This window comes from Ancylothrix sp. D3o, from assembly GCF_025370775.1.
Taxonomy (GTDB): domain Bacteria; phylum Cyanobacteriota; class Cyanobacteriia; order Cyanobacteriales; family Oscillatoriaceae; genus Ancylothrix.
Map to the genome: position 1 here is coordinate 55,840 of NZ_JAMXEX010000010.1, position 20,792 is coordinate 76,631.

Here is a 20,792-nt window from a genome sequence, read left to right on the forward strand (position 1 = left end):
GGGGAAGCCTGTTTTTTTGCTTCAACAATTTTGTTAAATTTGTCTATTTGTTTGGTTAGGAATCTTAAGTATATTTCAGGGGTGAGGAAAATGCGGAACGAAGGCTTTTTGATGTGCTGATTAAAGAACGGCAAAATAATTGCTCTCTCAAGGTTGTTTGAGGGCTGTTGTAATTAGAAACTTTAAGGCCAATAAGTCTATTTACCGGGAAATTAACTGGCCATAGCCTAGAAATTAGGAGTTAGTTAAAAATAGAAGTTCGCCGGAATTTTAAAAGAGAAACTTGCCGAATTTAAAAATCTAAAATCTAAAAATGACTATTGGTATTATTTTAATTGTATCTATTCTGATTTTGGGAGGTGTTCTTGCCACTGCCGGTGATCGCATTGGTACGAAAGTTGGCAAGGCTCGATTAAGTTTGTTTAATCTCCGTCCTAAGAAAACGGCTACTCTTGTAACAATTATCACGGGAGTTTCTATTTCGGCGACTACGCTAGGAATATTATTTGCTACGAGCAAACCTCTCCGCAAGGGTGTATTTGAGTATGACCAAACTCAGGCAAAATTAAGGCAAATTCGCCGCGATTTAGAAAAAGCAAATACGGAAAAAAATGTTGTTGAAGCTGAGTTAAATAAGGCCAGAAATGACCAATCACAAGCTCAAGCGAATCTCGATCAAACAAACCGCTCTTTGCAAGGAGCTTTACAAAAACTTGATGAAGCAATTGCTGAACAAGCTCGCAAAGAGCAACGCTTAGAAACGGCGCAGCGCCAGTTAAGTGAAACCGTTTCTCAAAAGCAAGCTTTGCAACAAGAAATCGAGGACAGACAAGCGGAACGTCAAGCCTTGATTCAACAGCTTGAACAAGGTAAATCGCAAATTTTTGAACAGAATAAGACTATTGAGACAAAAAATAAAGCAATTGCCCAAAAAGCTGAAGAAATTGCTCAGAGAAATCAAGAATTAGCGGCAAAAGCTCTGGAAGTGGAACGGAAAGATCAAGAGTTGGCAGAAAAAGCTGAAGATATACAAGAGAAAGATTTAGAAATTGATCAGAAGAATGTAGTAATTAGTAAAAAGACAGATGAGATTGAAGAAAAAACCTTAGAAATTCAACAAAAAGTTAGGGAAATTGAGCAGAAAAATACGGTTATTTCTCAACAAGAAACCCGGTTTAAAGAGTTGGAAAGTCAGCAGGCTTATTTGGAGCAAGAAGTGGAGGTTTTAGGGAGAGAAGTTAAGGAGTTACAGCAAGGAACAATTGTGCTACGTCGCAATCAAGTGATTGTGGCGAGTGTGGTGCGTGTGCTTAATCCTGCTGTGGCCGGTGATGCAGTTGATCGTTTGTTAAGAGAAGCCAATGAAGCGGTTGTTAAAGCAACTCAATTAGGCCAAAAAGATGTTACTCGGCAAGTAATTTCTATGACTCAGGCAGAACTTGACCGACTTGTTAATCAAATTGATGATGGTCAAGATTATGTGGTAAGAATTATTTCGGCTGCTAATTATGTTGCCGGTGAAAAACAAGTTCAAGTTTTTGCGGATGCGGTGTTAAATCGGGTTGTATTTCAACCAGGTGAAGTTGTGGCTGCGACTTCTGTTGATCCTCAAAGAATGAGTGTTCAACAAAGCCGGCAACGCATTGAACAGTTATTACAAGCTTCTTCTTTTCGTGCTCGTCATGTGGGGATTTTAGGTGATACTCAGGTGGCTGATGGTAAGATAGAAACGATTATTAATTTTCTTTCGCTGCTTGAACAACAAAGTCAGCCGGTTGATATTCGCGCTGTTGCTGCGGATTTGACTTATACTTCTGGCCCTCTTAAACTGGAATTGGTGGCAATTCGTAATGGTCAGATTGTTTTTCAAACTTCTTTTCGTCCCCCCAATTTTTAATTTTATTTTTAACTTTTTTGCTATGAAGAATATTCAATCAGATTCATCTATTGTTGTAGGTTTTGATCCGGGCCGGCTCAAGTGTGGTTTAGCAGTGATGACGGCAAGCCGGCAATTAATTTCCCATGAAGTTGTTTCCTCAGAAGAAGCTTTGACTCGGTTACAATCGCTTCACCGGCAGTATGATTTTAATCTCTTAGTGATGGGAGATCAAACAACTTCAAAAACTTGGAAAAAACAAATTACTAGCGTTTTACCCGATACTGTTAAAGTTGTCTTAATAGATGAACGTTACAGCAGTTTAGAAGCTAGGGATCGCTACTGGGAATTGTACCCCCCCACCGGCCTAACAAAGTTAATTCCCAAAGGAATGCGCCAGCCTCCCCGTCCAGTAGATGATATTGTGGCAATTGTTTTAATTGAAAGATATTTGAATTGTCTTTCTCCTTCCGCGTAAGCCGGTTAAAAAAGATTCGGCAATGCTTTATAATTGGGCTCGGATAGTAAAAGAATAATCGCCACCCGGTTCTAATTGATAATCGCATTTTTCCAGAAACCGGCCTAAAGGTTCTTGAATTAAAGCACGTCCGCAGGAAGGTTCAATGGCTAAATGACCTTGGCGAAAACGCCATTCAAAATGCCAAATATAAGGGCCGGCGGTCACTTCTCCTTGCAAAACACCCCTTTGCCAAGATTGTTGAGTTACGCGGACATGAGCAGTAGTTTTTGGCAGACGACCCATAACGATTTTAGATTTTTGTTTGGGGATTAAGGGTTGCAGTTAACTAATGAAAATTGACGATTGACTTTTGGCAAACTGTTTTTTTGTGAAAAACAAAGCCCGCAGGCGGGCTTGATAATATTGTTGGGAATAGGGAAGTTTTAATTAAGTTTTCTGACTGATTGTACGATTATTGTACAAACTCATCGCTTTCTCGACACCTTGCTTAAGGCTGAGTTCTATAGCCTCGATAACCAATTGAAGAACATCAGGCATAAGCGCGTTTTCTTCGGGGGAAAATTTGCCTAAAACGTGCGAAATGGTTGGATCTCCTTGGGTTTTAACCGGCTTGCCAATGCCTATCCGTAGGCGGGGAAAATTATCACTTCCAAGGTGAGCTATGGTAGATTTCATACCATTATGCCCACCGGCAGATCCCGATAAGCGCATTCGCATCCGGCCCACCGGCAGATCCATGTCATCATAAATCACTAACACCGACTCTACCGGCAATTTATACCAATCCGTCACGGCTCGGATCGATTGTCCGGATCGGTTCATATAAGTAAGTGGTTTAATCAGGCGGACGCGCTCACCTTTTGGCCCCATCCCTTCCCCAAAAAGTCCTTGAAATTTGCGGTTTTCCACCAGGGAAACGCCCCACACCCGCGCCAAAGCATCGACAGCAGCGAAACCAATATTATGCCGTGTTTGGTCGTATTTCGGTTCGGGGTTGCCTAAACCAACAATGACTTGGGGGATAACTAGGGTGGGTTCTGTTTTTGGTTTCGTCGAGTCTGTCATTTTAGTTTGTTTCTTCCCCCATTCTGTTGTTGAGATTAGCTGTTTGATTTGTCCTCGGCAATAGCAGTCGGGACTTTTTCTGATTTTGCCACACTGCCGTTTTTAGCCGCTTGCTCGATTTGTTCGGCTTCCCGCTTAAATTCGCTTTCAAATTCTCTGGATGCTTCTTGGAAGCCTTTCAAGGCTTTTCCCATACTACGACCGATTTCTGGCAGTTTTTTGGGGCCAAAAATTAAGAGGGCAATGACCAAAATTACGGCCATTTCTGGTAAACCTATTCCGAAAATATTCATTAGACTTCCTCTGGTAATGTACGGCTACTAATAAGACTATAAAAAATCCCGGCCCTCGCCGGGAATATTTTTTGCGGGTTTCCGCATTTTTGGCCATCAGCAGAGACTAGCTGCCTGGTGCACGCCAGTCTACTTGGAAGCTATCCAGCAGTAAGGAGGAGTTGTAAATTTGCAGAATAATCAGCAAAAACACGAAAAACAGCCCGATAAACACGCTCATCAAGAGGGTTGTACCCCAACCGGGGGCGACTTTACCGTATTCGGAGTTGAGGGGGCGCAGGATTTCTCCTAACCAAGTCCGTTGTGCCATAAGTTACCTGTGAAGAGTCTCGACAGAATTTTTAACGTTTTGTAAAATTGTATAAGATTAGCTCTCATAATTTATTTATCGCAATGGAATCTGCAACAGTTCTTAGCATTTCGATAGCCGTCGTCCTGGTTGCCCTCACCGGCTTCGCTATCTACACCTCTTTTGGCCCACCGTCTAAGGAACTTGCCGATCCGTTTGATGACCACGAAGATTAAGGCTTTTCATTTCTAAACTGGTTCATATAGCATAGCCCGCCAACGCGGGCTATTTAAGTTTTTTTTGATCCTTGACATTTTGGGTAAAATGTGGTATCTGGGGCAGGGTTTTGTTGGTGGTTAAATGCCGGTGGTTAAAATCAGCCGGTTAAATGCTGATGCCTTTAGTGAGTCTTTTTGTTGGGGATTTTTTTGAACCGCAGATGAACGCAGATGGACGCAGCCTGTAGTGCTCAGTAGATAGGTTAATTTTTCAACTAAATTTTCTCATTAGTCCGTAGGACTTTTTTCGTGTAGCCACCGATTAAAATCGGTGGATTCTAACGGTGAACTACGCTAAACCCGGCAATTTTCCAAGGCTGAATTGTCAAAAATTCCGAATTTTCTACCGTTCTTTCTAGGATATCCACCGGCCCGCAAATTTGCAACTCTAAATCACTCTTTAATTCCAACTTTGTCACTTCCCCCTCACATTCATAACAGCGTAATATCCATTCTGCGGTATCTTCAGCTTTTTTAAACGCCATTAAAATTAAATTATCCGCCGATAAATCTAGGAAACTCCCAGTCACCGGCAAATTTTGGTTATTTCCATTTGGCGATATTTCGCATACCAACAAAGGCAAATTTAACTCATATCCACGCTGTACAGTTTTTGCTTCTTTCCATGTGCCGGTGTGGGGGTAAATAGCATAGATAAATTCGTGAATTCCGAAATCTGCTTTTGGATCTGGCCATGTGGAACCTCTGAGCAAACTTAACCGTATTTGATGCGGTTTTGCATCATAGCCATACTTACAATTATTCAACAAACTGACACCATATTTTTCGGGGTTTTGTTGAGTTAAATCTCCCCAACGCATGGCGGGGACTTCCCATTTTGCTTTTTCGGCGGGTGTTTGCGGTTTGGTTGTTCGTTCAATGGCACCGGCTGCTATTTCGTAAGTCGCAAAGTCGGCTTCTAAATTTAAGGGAAAAGCGGCTTTTACTAAAATATGTCTTTCTTGCCAGTTTACGCGATTTTCTATTTTCAAAATCGGTGTCTCAACATCCAAAACGTAATCTTGTTGAAATTCTGATTGGCCTATTTTTCGGACAACGCGCAACCTCTGCCTTATTGTGCCGGTTTCTATCCAAGCTATTGATGTTAATTCTGGTGGCGGTAGGGGGTAATTTTCATAATTTGGGTCAATATTCCAAGCATCCCAATATTGCCCTTTATCTTCAAAGGCTTGTATTTGGTTAATCTCAGCTTCGCCGGCAATCTCTTTTTGGTTGATTTTGTCATACACGCTGACTAAATTGCCGGTTTTGGGGTTTACGTCTACTCGCAAAAATTTATTTTCCATCTGCCAATTTTGCTTGACATTTTCTGAAGATTTGGTTATGCTTGTCTCATAATGGAAAAGGTGCGCGCAAAAAAAAGAAGGTTCCTGTGGGCCATTAAAGCGAGTAAGCCAAAACAGGGCATAACCAACGGCGGGGATATCGTTAGCGAGAAAGAGAATTTTTGAGTCGTGGGAGAGTTGGCAAGGTAGAGGGTTTCCGGAGAAATCGCAAATTTGAAAATAGCCTTGAGTATCAGGTAGGGTAAGCGATACGACTTCTGAACGTTTCCAATTCAGGGAGTTAAAAATTACAATTGGTTTTGCATTGGGATGGGGAGGTTGGGGAAGTTGTATTTGGGAGGCGAGGGAATTTAACGCACTATATAATAGTGTGGTTGCGGTTTGTTCAACTTGTCGCCAGTCTTGGTTGGCATCGGTATAAACTTCGGGAATAGATGAACCGGGTAAGATATCGTGGAATTGGTTAAAGAGGGTTTTTTTCCAGCTTAGTTCGATTTCGGTTTTCGGGTAGTTTTTGCCGGTGGTGATGGTGGCGAGGCTAGAAAATAGTTCGGCTTGGTAAAGTAGGTTTTCAGATTGCCGGTTTTTTCGTTTTTGTTCGGCGTGGGTAGTATAGCATCCCCGGTGAAATTCGAGATAAAGTTCATCTTTCCAAATAGGGATAGGGTTGGAAGTGGGGGAGTCGGAATTTTGCTTGTTAGCAATTAGGGGATTTAGTCTTGTTTCGGCGGTTTGGCTGATTTCAGATTTCGGGATGTTTTGGCTGGCTTGAGATGAGGGTAAATTTTGGCTTGCTTGAGGTAATGCTGTTTCAGAAATAGCGGTTTGGCTGTTTTCAAATTCGGGTAAATTTTGGCTTTGTTGAGAGGAGGGTAAATTTTGGCTTGTTTTAGATGAGGCTGTTTCAGAAATAGCGGTTTGGCTGTTTTCAAATTCGGGTAAATTTTGGCTGGCTTGAGATGAGGGTAAATTTTGGCTTGTTTGAGATGCGGCTAAGCCAGAAACACCGGCATTTTCAACACCCGACAATCCACGAAAAACCTCAAACAAAAAATCCTCAACTTGGGTAAACTTCAAATCAGGGAAAAACGGCGATAACTTCCACCTATTCCCAACCTGCAACATATCACGAGACGGCCCGCCACCATGATCACCAACACCTGGTAGCCAAAGCGAATTTTTTAAGCCGGTTTGAGACTCCCATTCTTGTGCATACTTAACCATTTTCACCGGCTCAATACTCTCGCCAATCAAAGCCGACATAAAACTAAAAATCTGCGTCCCATCCAAAGACTCCCACCAAAAAATCCCATAGGGAAACTTAGTCGTATCATTCCAGCGCAACTTTTGGGTGACAAAAAACTCCACTCCACCTTGTTTTAAAATTTGCGGAAGCGAAGCGCAAAACCCGAACGTATCAGGAACCCAACAAACGGACATCAACCGGCCAAATTTTTCCAAACAATAACGCTGCCCATACAAAACTTGCCGCACCAAAGACTCACCACCGATTAAATTCAAATCTGGCTCAACCCACATCCCTCCAACAACTTCCCAAACACCGGCTTTTACCTTTTCCTGAATTTGCAAAAATAAATCTGGCCTGTTTTTTTCCACCCACTCATAGAGTGCCGGTGTAGAATGAGAAAAAATTAAATCTGGAAAATCTTTTTGCAGACTTAACACCGATTCAAACGTTCTTTGCGCCGCTATCCACGTTTCAGAAACCGGCCATAACCAAGCTAAATCTAAATGTGCGTGCCCTACCAAGGATATTTTCTGCTTTTTCGGTGTCGGTAAACCAATGTTTATCTCAATCTTCCCTTTATTTTCCTCTTCTTCTTTCCCCGTCTCTGCTTCTAAAATTTTGCGGCGAAACAAACTTAAAGACTCATTAAACTTATCCCTATCTGGCAAACTTTCCCACTCTATTAATTCCGCCAAAACTGTTAGTAATTCAAGCTTGACAAATTTTGCCTCATCCCGTAGAGTATTCTCAGCGGCGCAGTTTACCAAATTTTGCTCATATTCCGCGTAAACGCAGTTTAGCTCATCAGCAAGGAAGCCAGGATCGAGGAAATTAGGGTTTGAACTCTCATAAATACAGCTTGAACGAACAAGGGCACCCTTATCATGTCCGGGGCTAACCAACCTCAAAGCTATCACGAACTGATCACCCGGAGTTACCGAAGAACTTAAAACAAGTCTAATTGAACAATCAAACAAATCACCCTGTTGTACCAAAGCCCCATTTACATAAACTTGAGCATCTTCAGCCCACCAAGCGAGACTCAAGCGTAAACATAAATTGTGTAGCGGATAATTATGGAGATCCGGGGGAACAGTAATTTTTTGAGCTAACCAAAAAACTTGCCGGTTTGACTCCCAAGCGACATGACCCTTTTCATTTAAGCAAACAACCGGCCAAGAAGAAAAACTCGATGCAACCTCAGCAATAGTTAGATCATTGCGGGAAAAACGCCAACCGGCTTGGACATCCAAAACAGAAAGCCGGCGTAAGCGGTCGATAATTTCCGAAAAATCAGTAAAAACCATCTCCAAAAACCCCTGCGATGCCTCAAAATAGAATAGTCGGCTGAGGATAGGCCAGTAAAAAATATGATTGACTCAACTAGCCCTTATAAAAGCAGAATATTTAACTTTCTCAATCAGCAAACGCACCGGCTCGCCGAGAAATGTCAGCAAGCAGCCAGACATTTCAAAATTGCCGCCGAGTGGGGAATTCAAGCCGTAGTGTATTCCCTGCAAGCCATAGTAGAAAGTGTACAACAAGCCGGGAAACAACTCCCAACCACTCCCCAACCAGAAAACGCAAAGCTACCCGAAACTAAAATAAGCCAAAACGACGAACCCCTCGCCGCCGATAACCCGATTCAAAAAGTAATAGAAGCAGCCAGAGAGATACCACTTAACGAAGATTTTGTCAAGAAGACTTTATTTTCCGTAACAAAACAAGCCGGTGTCAGCCAAAACCCCATTCAAGCAGTCGCCTCACTGCGGGAAAGAAAAACCCTCGTCTTAATTTCAGCCGACAACGAAATTTTAGACATCCTCAACCACAGCCAACAGCAAAAACTGCGGCAAAAAATCTTAGCCGAAACCGCTTACTATGCTCGTCACCGGCGCCAAAACGAAATTCAAAAATTACCAGAAAATTCTCCAAAGCCAACCCAAACTCAACAACTTGCGCCAGCCTCACCCTTAAACGAAATTCAAACTTGGGTAAAAACCGGCCCGATAGGAGTTGCTTTTAATATTATCCAAGATGCAGCAATCATAGCCAATCCCAAAAATATCCTCGAAGAAACCCAAAACAGCAAGAGCGAAATTAACCCCTACGAAACAATTAAACAAAACTTGCTACCGCCGGCAAAAGCAGCCATAGAAAACTCGATCCAAGCCATACAAAATTTTAACCTACCAAGTCCTGAAAGCCTGCAAACCAGCCTTAGCCAAACCAGCCAAAGCATCCTAAATCAAATCAAACAAATAGCAGTAGACTTAGTAACAGATCCCCTACCAAACCCAGAAACAACCGCCGAAACAGAAAGCCCTAAAATCCAAACATTCCTGCAAACCACCGTTGATTACTTCTTAGGAGAAAACCGCGAAAAACTTTTTCAAACCGGCCAAGAAGACTTGACAAAATTAGCCAAACTTGATAAAAAAGAAAGCCAAAACTTAGCCGGTTCGCAACCCCTAACCCAACCCTGGCTATCCTTCCAAGACTTATTTGGAAAAACCCCAACCTTAGCCACAACAAACTCAACCCAAATACCCCTCACAGAAAAACCCTCCCTAATCTACCCCAAACCAGAAAAAATTGAATTTGGAGAAACTCTACAAAAAATTAACCAAACTACCCGCAAAAAAACAACCGCTAAAAAACCCAAAGCTACCACAGCTTTAAAAACCACCAAAAAACCAACCACCAAAACTGAAACCAGCCAAACTATTGAAACCAAAAAAACAACCAAAGTCGAACATACCCCCGACTGGATAGATATCAAAGCTACTTCTATCGGTTATGTTAAGCATCCCCTAGAATCTTTGCTGGAATGGGTAGACAAGGCTTTACTCTTTTTGGAAGAGGTTATCCTTGCTGTTTTGCAGTGGATTAAAAAATCTAGGTAATTCTACTTTTGATTGAGGAGGGGATTTTAAACCGCAGATGTTAGGCGTAGCCGCGCGTAGCGCTACGCAGATGAACGCAGATGAATACAGATAGGTTATTTGTTGGGGGTTGACGGGGGTGGAAGGTTATAAATAGGAAAGAATTACTTAGCACATTTTTCTGTTTTTGTCAACTTAACTGTTTCAGTGACAAGTCCTAGCTCTTAGAGCACCATCTTCCGGTATTATAAAAAAGCCGGCATCCCGGTAAAACCCCAAACAGAAATCATCAGCTCGGAGAAATTTCAATGATCACGCTAAAAATCATCGTTTATATCGTAGTATCTTTCTTTGTTGGCTTGTTCGTCTTTGGTTTCTTGTCTAACGACCCTTCACGGAACCCCAACCGCCGCGACTTGTCTGAATAAACCAGTCTTATCTCATTCTTAAAAATGCCTCAGACCGGCAGATCGCTTAAGCGAACGCCCGCAACAAAACCATGCGGTTGAGGCTATCCGTCTGGGCTGTCCGTTGAATAACAAAAAACAGATATATGCCCTATCCGGTAATGCCGCCCGAACCGCCGGCACAGGTTAAAATTTCAGAATATAACCCTAACCCCGCCGCCGCACCGGCAACCCCAGCAGCGACGGGGATATTTATCCCATCTCCCCCCGAAACCCTCCAAAACAGTCAACTACCCGCACTCCAAAAAACCACCGCCGCCAACCTCAAACCTTCCGAAGAAATAACCCTCGAATGGACAAAACCGGCCTTTGCCCTTCCTTCATTGCCACCCGCAACAGCCAATTTTGAGCCAATAACAACAGATTTTAAATCCTCGTACTCCCCCTCATCCCCTCCCTCTTCAACCACCCTAGAAACTAAAATTGCTGCTACAGACGCAACATTTACCCAACCCATCGTCCCCATCCCTGTAGCGCAGATCACCCCAACCGGCCCCTATAAAAAGACCGTCCCCACCCAAACCAAACTACCCCTCGGATATCAAGACGTCGTAGAACTCACAGCAGACCGGCAAGAGTATGATGTCGAAAGACAACTCGTAACCGCCGAAGGCAACGTGATCATGCGCGTTCGCGGTTCCATACTCGACGCCGACCGCGCTATTATTAACCTGCAAACTCGAACCGCCATCGCCACCGGCAACGTCGCCTTTAGACGCGGCCAACAAATACTACGCGGAAACCGCTTTGAATACGACTTCATCGCCAACACCGGCACAGTTGGCGGCGCCAGCGGCGAACTCTACACCGTCACCAGCGGTAGCGACTTCACCCCCAGCCTCCCCACCGACGTCACCCCCGGAGTCTTCCTCGAAAGACCCCTAAGCGACCGCATCCTCGCTAACCAACCCCTCGAAAACGTCGCCGAAGTCCCCGGCGGTATCACCACCGTCATCGGTTCCGGGGAAGGCCAGACAGCCGGCCAAACCGGCCAACTCCGCCGCCTCCGCTACCAAGCCGAAAAACTCGACTTCACCCCCGAAGGCGGAATAGCTACAAACATCCGCATCACCAACGACCCCTTTTCACCCCCCGAACTCGAAATCAGAGCCAATACAGCCCGATTTCGCCGCGTAAGCCCATTAATTGATGAAATCGTAGCAGACAATCCCCGCCTAGTATTCGACCAAGGCTTTAGCTTGCCGGTGTTTCCCAACCGCCTCACCATTGACCGCCGCGAACGTAGACCTTCACTGATCAGCTTTGGTTACGACGAACCAGACAGAGGCGGACTCTACGCAGAAGCCAACTTCACCATCTTTTCTCAACCGGGGTTTCGCTTCACCCTTACGCCCCAATACTATATTCAACGCAGCATATCTCAAGGCTTCAACGACCCTCTTTCAATTTTTGGCTTAAAAGCCAGACTCGACGCCACCCTTGGCCCCCGCACCACCCTGAGAGGCTCAGCCATTTTTACCAGCCTCAACCTAAACGAAATAGACACAAATTTAAGGGCCAGTTTACGCCTGCGTCAACTCGTGGGAACCCATACCCTCACCGGAGAATACTCTTACCGCGACCGTTTATTTAACGGATCTCTGGGATATCAAACCGTCCAACAAACCATAGGGGCGATCTTAACTTCCCCCGCCATTCCGCTTGGAAACACCGGCATTAATCTCAGCTACCAAGCCGCTGCACAATATATTAATGCCGATACAGACCGCTTAGATTTACTTGAGCCAATTCGAGATAATAACCGTATCAACTTAGGCCGGTTTCAAGCAAGCGCCGCACTTTCTCGCGGTATTCGCCTTTGGAGAGGTCAAGGCTTACCCGCCACACCCACCGAAGGATTAAGATATACCCCCACACCAATCGTGCCTTATTTACAACTCGTCTTAGGTGTGCGCGGGGTGGCCGGTTATTATAGCAATGGCGAAAATCAATCTTCCCTGACAGGTACGGTGGGAATTGTTGGACAAATTGGCAATTTTTCGAGAGATTGGTTAGATTACACCGGCTTTAATTTAAGTTACTCGCAAATTTTCCCTACCGGCGAATCACCATTTTTGTTTGATAGGGTCGCCGATGTGCGCGTTTTGGGGGCCGGTATTGTTCAACAAATTTATGGGCCGTTTCGGCTGGGTATTCAAACGGCGATTAATTTAGATACCAGTCAACAAATTAGCACCGATTATATTTTAGAGTACAGCCGTCGTACTTATGGCATCATCTTGCGTTACAATCCAGTGCGGGAAACTGGGTCTGTTACCTTACGAATCAGTGATTTTAACTGGACGGGTGGCCCTGAACCTTTTTCTGGGATTGATGACGTCCGTTCGGTGGAAGGTGGTGTCCGCCGCGATTATGATTGAGGCAGGATAAAAATAGATTTTACAGTCAGTTTGGGAGGGTCAAACTATCCCAAAATCAGAAAAGTTAACTTTAAAATCTAAAATCTAAAATCTAAAATCTAAAATTTAAAAATCGCTACAGCGATGAAAGAAGCAATAAAAGATCCAGTAGTTGCCTGTGCGGCTGCTTTATTAACTCACTATAGTTTTGACTTGGGTGGTTCCACCGCTGAAAGATTAATAATTCAGTGGCAAAAAGAGTACCCCGGAAATTGGTTGCGTTTGGCGGTAATTGAGGCGCTTTATCAAGGTCGTTATAAGGCGGTTTCTGTGACGCAACTTTTGGCCATGTGGAAGCGCAGGGGGGAGTTGCTTTATCATTTTAATTATGAGTTTGAAAGGTTAATTTGCCGGAATTTTCCTTTGGAAATTTTTACGGAAGATGGCGGAAATAGTGCTGTTGAAAAAACCCAAGAGGAAAAAACGCTAGAAACGCCGGTGGTGGTAGCAGAATTTGTGCCAGAAATGAGGGAGGAGTTTGTTTTGCCAAGTCAAAATAGAATAGAAAACAGCCAGGCTATTCCGCCTTGGCAACCGGTTGGTAAGCAGCAAAAGATCGAAAAGGTTGAAAATGAAAGGGCAGAAATAAGGCAACCTATTGAGGAAGTTCATGTGCCTGTTTCGGAAAAAGCCGGTGAGAAAGAGGAGGTAATTATTACTCCGATAAACTGCTTTGTGCCTAATGCTGAAATTTCGGAGTTTTATAGTAAGTTAAAGGCAGTTGCTAAACCGAATGAGGAGTTATATTCTCTGGGTGGTGGTGTTGTTTCTGTGGAAGATGTGGAGGAAGTGCAGAGAGATTTATGGGATGAGTAATTTGTTAGGATACTGCCTGTACAAAGATACTTCCAAACCCCCCTTAAAAAGGGGGGAATTTTGACAGATTACTGATTATCCGTTTACTTTGCCGGTGCGCCTCCCATGCGTATTTCTGAACAAAAGGAGGCGACACTAGAACCGTTGCTATGATTGACTGTACTGGTACGCAGTCTTAGGTTTGGACTTTCAAACCAGATGCGTTCTTCAACGGAGAATGAGGGATTTTTGAGGGTGATTGTTAGGGCTTGATCATTGCCTAAATTGTAGTCGCCAATGCCGGCACTTTGTTGGAGAATTTGGCCGGTTTTTGGGTTTTCTGGGTTGGGGATGGGGATGAGGAGAGTGGTGCCGGTTTGTTTGATTTCGTTGGGGCCAATTTTGGCATCCCACTTGACACGAACGCCAAAAGATGCTGTGGAAGGATCGATTTTATGTTGTTCACAAAGTTTGATGACATCGGGATCTGAGGTGGGGAGAGTGTCGATCCAAAGGTCAGTTTTACCGGCTTCGAGGTGGGGGGGGTTAAGGTGGTGATTGGTGCGTTGGGAAAACCATTTGCCGGTGCTTTGAGTAAAAAATTCTTTGATATCCATTGCTGGGTAGATTGGGAGTCTATGTTTTTTTGTCTTTTTACTATGGTACGGCAAGGGGGGATGTGGGGAGGAAAGCAGGCCGGCAAGCAGGCGAGACGCCTGCTCCACAGTGGGGCTGGTGTCCCGCCTGCCTTCTGATCCCCCCATCCCAGCATCTGGCTATCCCCCATCTTTCTAAAACCCAGCATCAGCCAAACGTTGCAGAGAAATCTTTGCTGCTTCAGCAACGTGGGGATGACTATCTTTTGCCATATATTTGAGTGCAGAAACGCTCTTTTCTGAAGGCAAATTTCCTAAAGATTCAGCCAAACGCTGACGAATTAACCAATCATCCGACTGAGCAAAACGGAGAATTTTATCTACAGCTTCCACTGCTTTTATTTCACCCAAAGCAGCTATGGCGGCTTGTTGCAAAACCATCTCATCGGTATCTAAAGCCTGCACCAAAACATCATAAGCGCGTTTATCTTTTAAATTGCCCAACGCCACCGCCGCACTGAAACGCACTAACCAATCTGTATCCTCATAAAATGCTCGCACTAAAGGCTCAAATGCTCGCAAATCTTCGAGATATCCCAAGGCACCGGCAGCATCTGCTCGAATGCCATAATCGGGGTCTGTTTCTAACAACCTTACTAAAATTGGATAACATTCATCTGTTTGCTTAATTCCCAGCGCAAATACGGCCATTGAACGCACTTGTAAACTTTGATCTTCCAAAACTTTTTTAATTAATGGTACTGCTTCTTGGGCTGTCACATGACGCAACGAAGCCAGCGCCAGCATCCGATCTGCCGAGTTCTCGCTTTCTAATTTGGCTGAGATTTGTTCTAAATTTACTTGACTCATACACGCCTTATTTTACAAATCTTTACATTGCTCTCATGTTATCACAGGGGACTGGGGACTGGTGAGTGGGAAACCCTACTGCTTTGTGGCAGTTGGAGTGAGGTTTCACCGACGCCGAAACCGGCCAAAATGCTCTTCATCTTGACGGGCCGGTATGGAATTCGTGACAGGTTGTAAAGAAATCAATTCAAAATCCTTAGCAAAATAACTTTTAATTTCCGCTGGGCTGACTCCAAAAGGCGGGCCGCCTTGACGAGAATGGGTGAAAAATAAAGCTATCAATTCACCAGACGGACGTAACAAACTCTTGACTAACTGCACATAATCTGCACGTTTTGATGGAGGAATAGCACAAAAACAAGTATGCTCAACCACATAATCAAAACTGCCTAAAAAAGCCGGTTCTAATTCAAAAATATCGCGTTGCAAAAATTCCACAGAAACATTTTTTTCGGCTGCCAATTTCTGCGCTTCAGAGATAGCTGCCGGTGCAAAATCGAAGCCAATTACCTGAAATTGCTTAGTAGCAAAAAGAAGGGCATCATAACCCCTGCCGCAGCCTAGAACTGCCACTCGTCCGGGGGGGATGCTATCAGCAGAATCGAGAAAACTTACAAAAGGAGGGGCCGGTTGTCCAAGATCCCAACCGGTTCTTTTTTCCTCGTAACGCTGTTGCCAAAAACTAGCAACTTCCACAGAATTAACTGAATTGTCTGCCTCAGAAACCATTTTTTATTTCCTGTAACTGAGGCAAATTGTAGCATTTAAACTTTAACTTGGGCGAGTTTTTCGCTCATGTAATTTAAGCAAAATTTCCTCATGCACTTCGCGGGTAAGGGGATAAAAATAGGCCAAAACTATGCCCAGAATTAAAGCCACAGTTGGCACCGGCCCAATGGAAAGACGAATTGCATCTAAAACCGCCGGAGGTTGCACCGGCACAGGCACATCTTTTGTCGGTTGAATATAGCCGGCCCACTCCAAACTTTGCAAAACCAAATTAACGGCAATTCCCAAACAAATCTTCTGCAAAAACATAATAAAACTGTAAAAAATGCCTTCTCGACGCTGGCCGGTTTGAAGTTCATCCAACTCTATAACATCAGGCAACATTGACCAAGGCACTAAATAAGCCACAGAAACCCCAAACCCTGCCATAATAGCCAAAACAAACATTAAAACTACTTGTTCAGGCCGCAAAAAATACAAACCTGCCTGAGCAATAATCCACAACCCCATCCCCATAAAATAAACCGCCTTTTTTCCGAGGCGTTTACTAATAGCACTCCAAACAAACAACATCCCCAACGCCGTACCTTGAACTGCCAAAATAACCAAAGCAACCATCGAATCTGGTAAGCGCATATAGCTAACAACAAAATAGGGAATAATTGCCGCTGTTAACTGAACACTCAACCAAGAAAAAAGATAAATGCCCACTACATATAAAAAAGGGCGATTTGCCAAAACAATTTTAACTTGTTCAAGAATCGGCAAAGAAACTGGCTGATCTTCTTCTGGATGCGCCTGAGCAACCTCTTTAGCACGAGCGCTAGTTCCCCAAACGCATAAATATAAAGGAACAACAGAAAGAACAGTACAAACTCCTCCCAAAATCAAATAAGCTGCCCCTTTATCAGCAACTTTTTGGAAAATAAAAAAAGCAAAAATTGCTGAGAGAATACTACCGCCAATCGAAAACAGAAATCGGAAACTATTTAAACTTGTCCGCTCATTATAGTCTTGAGTTAACTCAGGAGTAAGAGCCGTATAAGGAACATTAACGACCGTGTAAAAAGAGTTAAATAAAATCGAAATAATCGTGTAATACCAAAACAAACCCCACTGATTAAAAGAAGGAACAATCCACTGGAGAAAAAAGAACAAACCAAACGGAATAGCCCCAAAAATCATCCAAGGATACCGGCGTCCCCAGCGAGTAGAGGTGCGGTCACTCATCACGCCTACAATGGGGTCATTTATGGCATCCCAAAATTTCCCTACCAATTGCGTCAAACCGGCCAAACTGGGCGTCAAACCTGCCACATCGGTTAAAAAAGGCGACAAATAAAAAATCAAAATATTTGCAGTAATTGCCGAACCCATATCACCGGCACCAAAAGCCAGCTTAGTTTTCAGATTCAACTTTTCAGATGGCAAAGTAGCCGGCGGTTCAGCAGACGGAAAAGAAGGTGTCATAGTAATTTAACTCAAAATAAAAATCAGCCCTGGCAATTAGCACGCATCAATTTGATAACCTAGTTGCACACCTGCGGCCATCCAATTGCAACGCAGTTGCCACAAAAGGACTTTAGTTTTTGTAGCAACGCTTAAAAGCGCCGCTACCCATTCCAGTTGTATTATTCTCTCAAGCGCGAAAAAAATCCAGATATGGCAGACCTCTTTATTTCCTGGCCCGATTACCATCACAGCATAGAACAACTTGCTGCTAAAATTTATCAATCTCAATGGCAATTTAACCAAATTGTCTGTATCGCCAGAGGCGGTTTACGGGTGGGAGACATTCTTTCTCGCATTTATGACCTGCCCCTAGCGATTTTATCAGCCTCCTCATATAGTGGTGCCGGCGGTCAAATTCGCGGCGAAATTACCATTGCAAATCACCTTTCTATGACTACTGCTAACCTGGGTAGTCGTGTTTTATTAGTTGATGATTTGGTAGATTCGGGAGTTTCTTTGCAGCAAAGCCTTAAATGGTTAAAATCCCATTATGCAGAAGAAATTGAAGATATACGCAGTGCTGTTTTGTGGTATAAAGCTTGCTCAATTATTGCCCCCGATTACTATGTTGACTATCTCCCAGAAAATCCCTGGATTCATCAACCTTTTGAGCAGTATGAAAAAATTAAACCAGAAGAGTTAGTTATTAGTCATTAGTCATTTGTGGCGCAGGCATCTTGCCTGCGACTACCGCCGGCCCCTAAAACTGAAAATCATTACTAACCAAATAACCATAACCACACCGGCAAAGTAAATAATAACCCCACCGAACCAATAGCTAAAGCAGTAACAGTTAATTCGCGGTCGAGGTTATACGTTTCTGCTAAAACCAACGTCGCAAAAGCCGGCGGCATTGCCATTTGTAAAACTATGACTAAAAGGGGAGAACCGCTAATGCCTAAAAACGAGATAAACACCCCCACAATTAACGGCACTATAATCATTTTTATAAGTAAGCTAATACAGGCCGGTTTAAGGCTGCGCCAAGATGATAACTGACTTAAACGCATTCCTATCAAAATTAACGATAAAGCGACAATAAACCAGGCAAAAAATTGTAAACTTTCTTCCCAAAAAGAGGGGAGAAAAACATTGCGAAAAAGTAAGCCGAAAGCAAAACTCCAAAGTGTCGGATTATAGAACATTTCCAAACCAAGGGAAACGGGATTTTTGAGGCCGGTGCCATAACGTGCAGCAATCACAACCCCCAACCCATAAGCGCCGAACATCGTACCAAGTAAATCATAAAACAACGCCCAAGCAAAATATTTTTGGCCAACCAAAGCCAAAGCAACAGGATAACCAAGATAGCCGGTGTTTCCCACCATTGCCGTTAATAAAAAACTGCCTTGACTTAATTTTGAGGGAGGAGAAGCAAAAAAAGTAGGAATGCTGGTTTTTTTCTGAAACTTTAGCCCTTCTATCTTTAACCACAAAATGCCTAATCCCCAACCTAAAAAAATTGCCACCCAAGCCACCACCGCCGCCAGCCAAATAGAACCCGATAAATCAGCATGACGTAAAAAAGCTACCACACTCACCGGCACCCCAACCCAAAACAAAAACTTACCCAAAAAAGCCGCTGTATTGTTCGGAAGAAACCGACCAAGAATCCAACCCAAAACCACCCCACCGGCCAGCTTTCCATACAAAAAGAATAATTCAATAAAAAACGCATTCATAAGTCATTGGTTGTCTAATTTTAGCTAAATGAGATTAAAAAAAACCAAAATTATCACTTATAAAAAAGCCGCTTTAGTATCTGTAGTGCAGGCATCTTGCCTGCCATACCAAACGGCATTTATTTTACCCACTACAGCCCCGTTTGTATTATTATAATTAGACTTGACAATTTTCACATTTTGTTATTAACTTACAAACAGTAACGATTCCCATCTTTTTAGAGTATGCGGGAATTGCCAAAACAGAACTGTAGCTAAGGAGTAATCTAAGTTGCAGAAATAATCTGTAAAATTGAGTAATGGATTCGTGCAGGAGTGGCACCCTTGACTAAGGCAGGATCGTCTGGAAAACCCTTCCAAAACTCAACACCCGGTGTTGACGATATTCCCATAGCATTACGCGACACACGCCAAGCCCAAAAAAAACCGCTTAACGGGAGAGTGTGGCTGATTGGTGGAACAGTCGGAATTATCTTAACATTGCTCACCGGCTTAGGGTTTGCCCTCATGGAAACCCAAAACATAGCAAAACGCCAACTCGAAGAAAACATAACCACACAAACCACACCGGCCCCAAGCGAGCCAACAGCCACAGCCACAACTCCAGCAACAACTCAACCCAAGCCAGAAGCACTTTTAGGGCATTTTCCCTACAAAGAAGCGCCCCTTAGCGAACTTGCCCCCATCACCTCCGACGGTAGCATCAAAATGCGGAAAGCCGCAGCCGAAGCCTTCAACCAAATGCAAGCAGCAGCGAGAGCAGAAGGTATAAACTTAGTAGTAATTTCAGGATTTCGCAGCATCAAGGACCAAGATTACCTATTTTTTGAAGTCAAAGCCGAACGCGGACAAACCGCCTCAACCAGAGCCAACGTCAGCGCCCCCCCTGGATACAGCGAACATCACACCGGCTACGCTGTCGATATTGGCGATGGCAATGTGCCGGCAACCAACCTCAGCCCCGACTTTGAAAACACCCCCGCCTATAAATGGTTAGAAGCGAACGCCGCCCACTACAGTTTTGAAATTTCCTTTCCAAGAAACAACCCCCAAGGTGTTAGTTACGAACCTTGGCACTGGCGTTTTGTCGGCGATACCCACAGCCTAGAAACTTTCTATAAAGCCAGAGGAAATCAATAATTAAGAGGAAATCAATAATTAAATGGAAGGCAGGCGAGACGCCCGCCCCACTGGGGAAGGGGTGAAAAGGTGAAAAGGTGATTAAGGGCTGGCCGGTCAATTTCCAACGAAATCAACTGATATAAAAATTTGAATAAACCATGAACCAAACCGCAATTAACTTAATCGCCATCACAGTTTTTAGCCTTACTATTTCCAGCTTATTAGGGCCCTTATTTAATTTACCCCCAGCCGTCCCCGCCGTTCTTGCCTTTTGCATTTTAGGACTCGCCACCATCGATAGTTTTAATTGGCGAGGACAACTGGGAACCTTAATTATTGAAAAAATCAGCGCTATTTCTCCAGAACACCGGCAGCGGATCATTCACCACGAAGCCGGTCATTTTTTAGTTGCCCATTTGTTAGAAATTCCGGTTGCCGGTTATGCCTTAAGCGCCTGGGAAGCCTTCCAGCAAGGGCAATCAGCCCAAGGCGGTGTACGATTTGACGACCAAAAATTAAATGCAGAACTTGAACAAGGGCAAATTTCTGCTCTTATTTTAGAACGCTATTCTAAAGTTTGGATGGCAGGAATAGCCGCCGAACAATTTGTTTATGGAAATGCCCAAGGCGGCGCTGAAGACCGGCAGAAAGTCCGCGCCATTTATACACAAATAGGCATGGCATCTCAAGCCCAAATCAAAGAAAGAGGAAGCGCCTTACAAGCCTTAAACTTAATTCAAACCCATCAAGAAGCCTATCAAGCCTTAGTTGAAGCAATGACGAAAAAATTAAGTGTTGAGGAGTGTTGCCGGTTAATTGATGAACGCCGGTCTTAAGCTGCCCTTCAAGCCTGTAATGACGCAAATTCAGGTTTTT

The 20,792-nt window shown here is 43.8% G+C and carries 20 protein-coding genes; 10 read left to right on the plus strand and 10 right to left on the minus strand.

Translation table 11 applies throughout. The features are described 5' to 3' along the window. The first annotated feature begins 313 nt into the window (after positions 1-313). Complete coding sequence (locus NG798_RS17040) at positions 314-1,897, plus strand: DUF3084 domain-containing protein (protein ID WP_261224889.1); 1,584 nt, start codon at positions 314-316, stop codon at positions 1,895-1,897. A 22-nt stretch (positions 1,898-1,919) separates the two neighbouring features. Beyond that, on the plus strand, positions 1,920-2,354 hold the full coding sequence (gene ruvX, locus NG798_RS17045) for a Holliday junction resolvase RuvX (RefSeq protein ID WP_261224890.1): 435 nt from the start codon (positions 1,920-1,922) through the stop codon (positions 2,352-2,354). 27 nt (positions 2,355-2,381) lie between these two features. Here the strand turns inward: ruvX and NG798_RS17050 are convergent, their stop codons facing one another. The 4 genes from NG798_RS17050 to psbH all read right to left on the minus strand — a co-directional run bounded on the left by NG798_RS17050 (position 2,382) and on the right by psbH (position 4,025). Continuing rightward, the gene (locus NG798_RS17050) at positions 2,382-2,639 is read right to left on the minus strand and encodes a DUF3146 family protein (protein WP_261224891.1); all 258 of its coding nucleotides are present in this window, start codon (positions 2,637-2,639) and stop codon (positions 2,382-2,384) included. Positions 2,640-2,783: 144 nt separating this feature from the next. Further along, the gene (gene pth, locus NG798_RS17055; protein WP_261224892.1) at positions 2,784-3,422 is read right to left on the minus strand and encodes an aminoacyl-tRNA hydrolase; all 639 of its coding nucleotides are present in this window, start codon (positions 3,420-3,422) and stop codon (positions 2,784-2,786) included. 35 nt (positions 3,423-3,457) lie between these two features. After that, positions 3,458-3,715, minus strand: a complete 258-nt coding sequence (locus tag NG798_RS17060) for a TatA/E family twin arginine-targeting protein translocase (RefSeq protein ID WP_261224893.1) — start codon at positions 3,713-3,715, stop codon at positions 3,458-3,460. Between the two features lie 106 nt (positions 3,716-3,821). Then, positions 3,822-4,025, minus strand: a complete 204-nt coding sequence (gene psbH / locus NG798_RS17065) for a photosystem II reaction center phosphoprotein PsbH (RefSeq protein ID WP_261224894.1) — start codon at positions 4,023-4,025, stop codon at positions 3,822-3,824. Between the two features lie 83 nt (positions 4,026-4,108). Between psbH and psbN the strand changes: the two genes are divergently transcribed. Further along, positions 4,109-4,240, plus strand: coding sequence for a photosystem II reaction center protein PsbN (psbN, locus tag NG798_RS17070; RefSeq protein WP_261224895.1), 132 nt, complete (start codon positions 4,109-4,111; stop codon positions 4,238-4,240). A gap of 320 nt (positions 4,241-4,560) precedes the next feature. Here the strand turns inward: psbN and NG798_RS17075 are convergent, their stop codons facing one another. Continuing rightward, complete coding sequence (locus tag NG798_RS17075) at positions 4,561-8,145, minus strand: alpha-mannosidase (RefSeq protein WP_261224896.1); 3,585 nt, start codon at positions 8,143-8,145, stop codon at positions 4,561-4,563. A gap of 63 nt (positions 8,146-8,208) precedes the next feature. Between NG798_RS17075 and NG798_RS17080 the strand changes: the two genes are divergently transcribed. The 4 genes from NG798_RS17080 to NG798_RS17095 all read left to right on the plus strand — a co-directional run bounded on the left by NG798_RS17080 (position 8,209) and on the right by NG798_RS17095 (position 13,426). Continuing rightward, a complete protein-coding gene (locus NG798_RS17080) occupies positions 8,209-9,744 on the plus strand; it encodes a hypothetical protein (protein WP_261224897.1) in 1,536 nt (511 codons plus the stop codon). A gap of 287 nt (positions 9,745-10,031) precedes the next feature. Further along, the gene (locus NG798_RS17085; protein ID WP_261224898.1) at positions 10,032-10,151 is read left to right on the plus strand and encodes a photosystem II reaction center protein I; all 120 of its coding nucleotides are present in this window, start codon (positions 10,032-10,034) and stop codon (positions 10,149-10,151) included. A 125-nt stretch (positions 10,152-10,276) separates the two neighbouring features. Then, positions 10,277-12,571, plus strand: coding sequence for a DUF3769 domain-containing protein (locus NG798_RS17090; protein ID WP_261224899.1), 2,295 nt, complete (start codon positions 10,277-10,279; stop codon positions 12,569-12,571). A gap of 123 nt (positions 12,572-12,694) precedes the next feature. Continuing rightward, the gene (locus NG798_RS17095; RefSeq protein ID WP_261224900.1) at positions 12,695-13,426 is read left to right on the plus strand and encodes a hypothetical protein; all 732 of its coding nucleotides are present in this window, start codon (positions 12,695-12,697) and stop codon (positions 13,424-13,426) included. A gap of 83 nt (positions 13,427-13,509) precedes the next feature. On the opposite strand, the gene NG798_RS17100 is transcribed toward NG798_RS17095, so the two are convergent. The 4 genes from NG798_RS17100 to NG798_RS17115 form a co-directional block, all read right to left on the minus strand. Next, a complete protein-coding gene (locus NG798_RS17100) occupies positions 13,510-14,022 on the minus strand; it encodes a phycobiliprotein lyase (RefSeq protein ID WP_261224901.1) in 513 nt (170 codons plus the stop codon). Positions 14,023-14,196: 174 nt separating this feature from the next. Beyond that, a complete protein-coding gene (locus tag NG798_RS17105) occupies positions 14,197-14,871 on the minus strand; it encodes a HEAT repeat domain-containing protein (protein WP_261224902.1) in 675 nt (224 codons plus the stop codon). 105 nt (positions 14,872-14,976) lie between these two features. Beyond that, positions 14,977-15,600: a TPMT family class I SAM-dependent methyltransferase gene (locus NG798_RS17110; protein WP_261224903.1), complete on the minus strand. Its 624-nt coding sequence runs from the start codon at positions 15,598-15,600 to the stop codon at positions 14,977-14,979. A 42-nt stretch (positions 15,601-15,642) separates the two neighbouring features. After that, complete coding sequence (locus tag NG798_RS17115) at positions 15,643-17,070, minus strand: MFS transporter (protein ID WP_261224904.1); 1,428 nt, start codon at positions 17,068-17,070, stop codon at positions 15,643-15,645. 192 nt (positions 17,071-17,262) lie between these two features. Between NG798_RS17115 and NG798_RS17120 the strand changes: the two genes are divergently transcribed. Continuing rightward, complete coding sequence (locus NG798_RS17120) at positions 17,263-17,769, plus strand: phosphoribosyltransferase (protein ID WP_261224905.1); 507 nt, start codon at positions 17,263-17,265, stop codon at positions 17,767-17,769. A gap of 62 nt (positions 17,770-17,831) precedes the next feature. Here the strand turns inward: NG798_RS17120 and NG798_RS17125 are convergent, their stop codons facing one another. Then, positions 17,832-18,794 (minus strand): AEC family transporter, encoded by a 963-nt coding sequence (locus tag NG798_RS17125; protein ID WP_261224906.1) that lies wholly within the window; start codon positions 18,792-18,794, stop codon positions 17,832-17,834. A gap of 324 nt (positions 18,795-19,118) precedes the next feature. Here NG798_RS17125 and NG798_RS17130 point away from each other — a divergent pair, with 324 nt between their 5' ends. Both NG798_RS17130 and NG798_RS17135 read left to right on the plus strand, forming a co-directional pair. Beyond that, positions 19,119-19,934, plus strand: coding sequence for a D-alanyl-D-alanine carboxypeptidase family protein (locus tag NG798_RS17130; RefSeq protein WP_261224907.1), 816 nt, complete (start codon positions 19,119-19,121; stop codon positions 19,932-19,934). A 140-nt stretch (positions 19,935-20,074) separates the two neighbouring features. After that, positions 20,075-20,752 carry an ATP-dependent Zn protease gene (locus NG798_RS17135; protein WP_261224908.1) on the plus strand — a complete coding sequence of 226 codons (678 nt, stop codon included), beginning with the start codon at positions 20,075-20,077 and terminating at the stop codon, positions 20,750-20,752. The last annotated feature ends 40 nt before the right edge of the window (positions 20,753-20,792 follow it).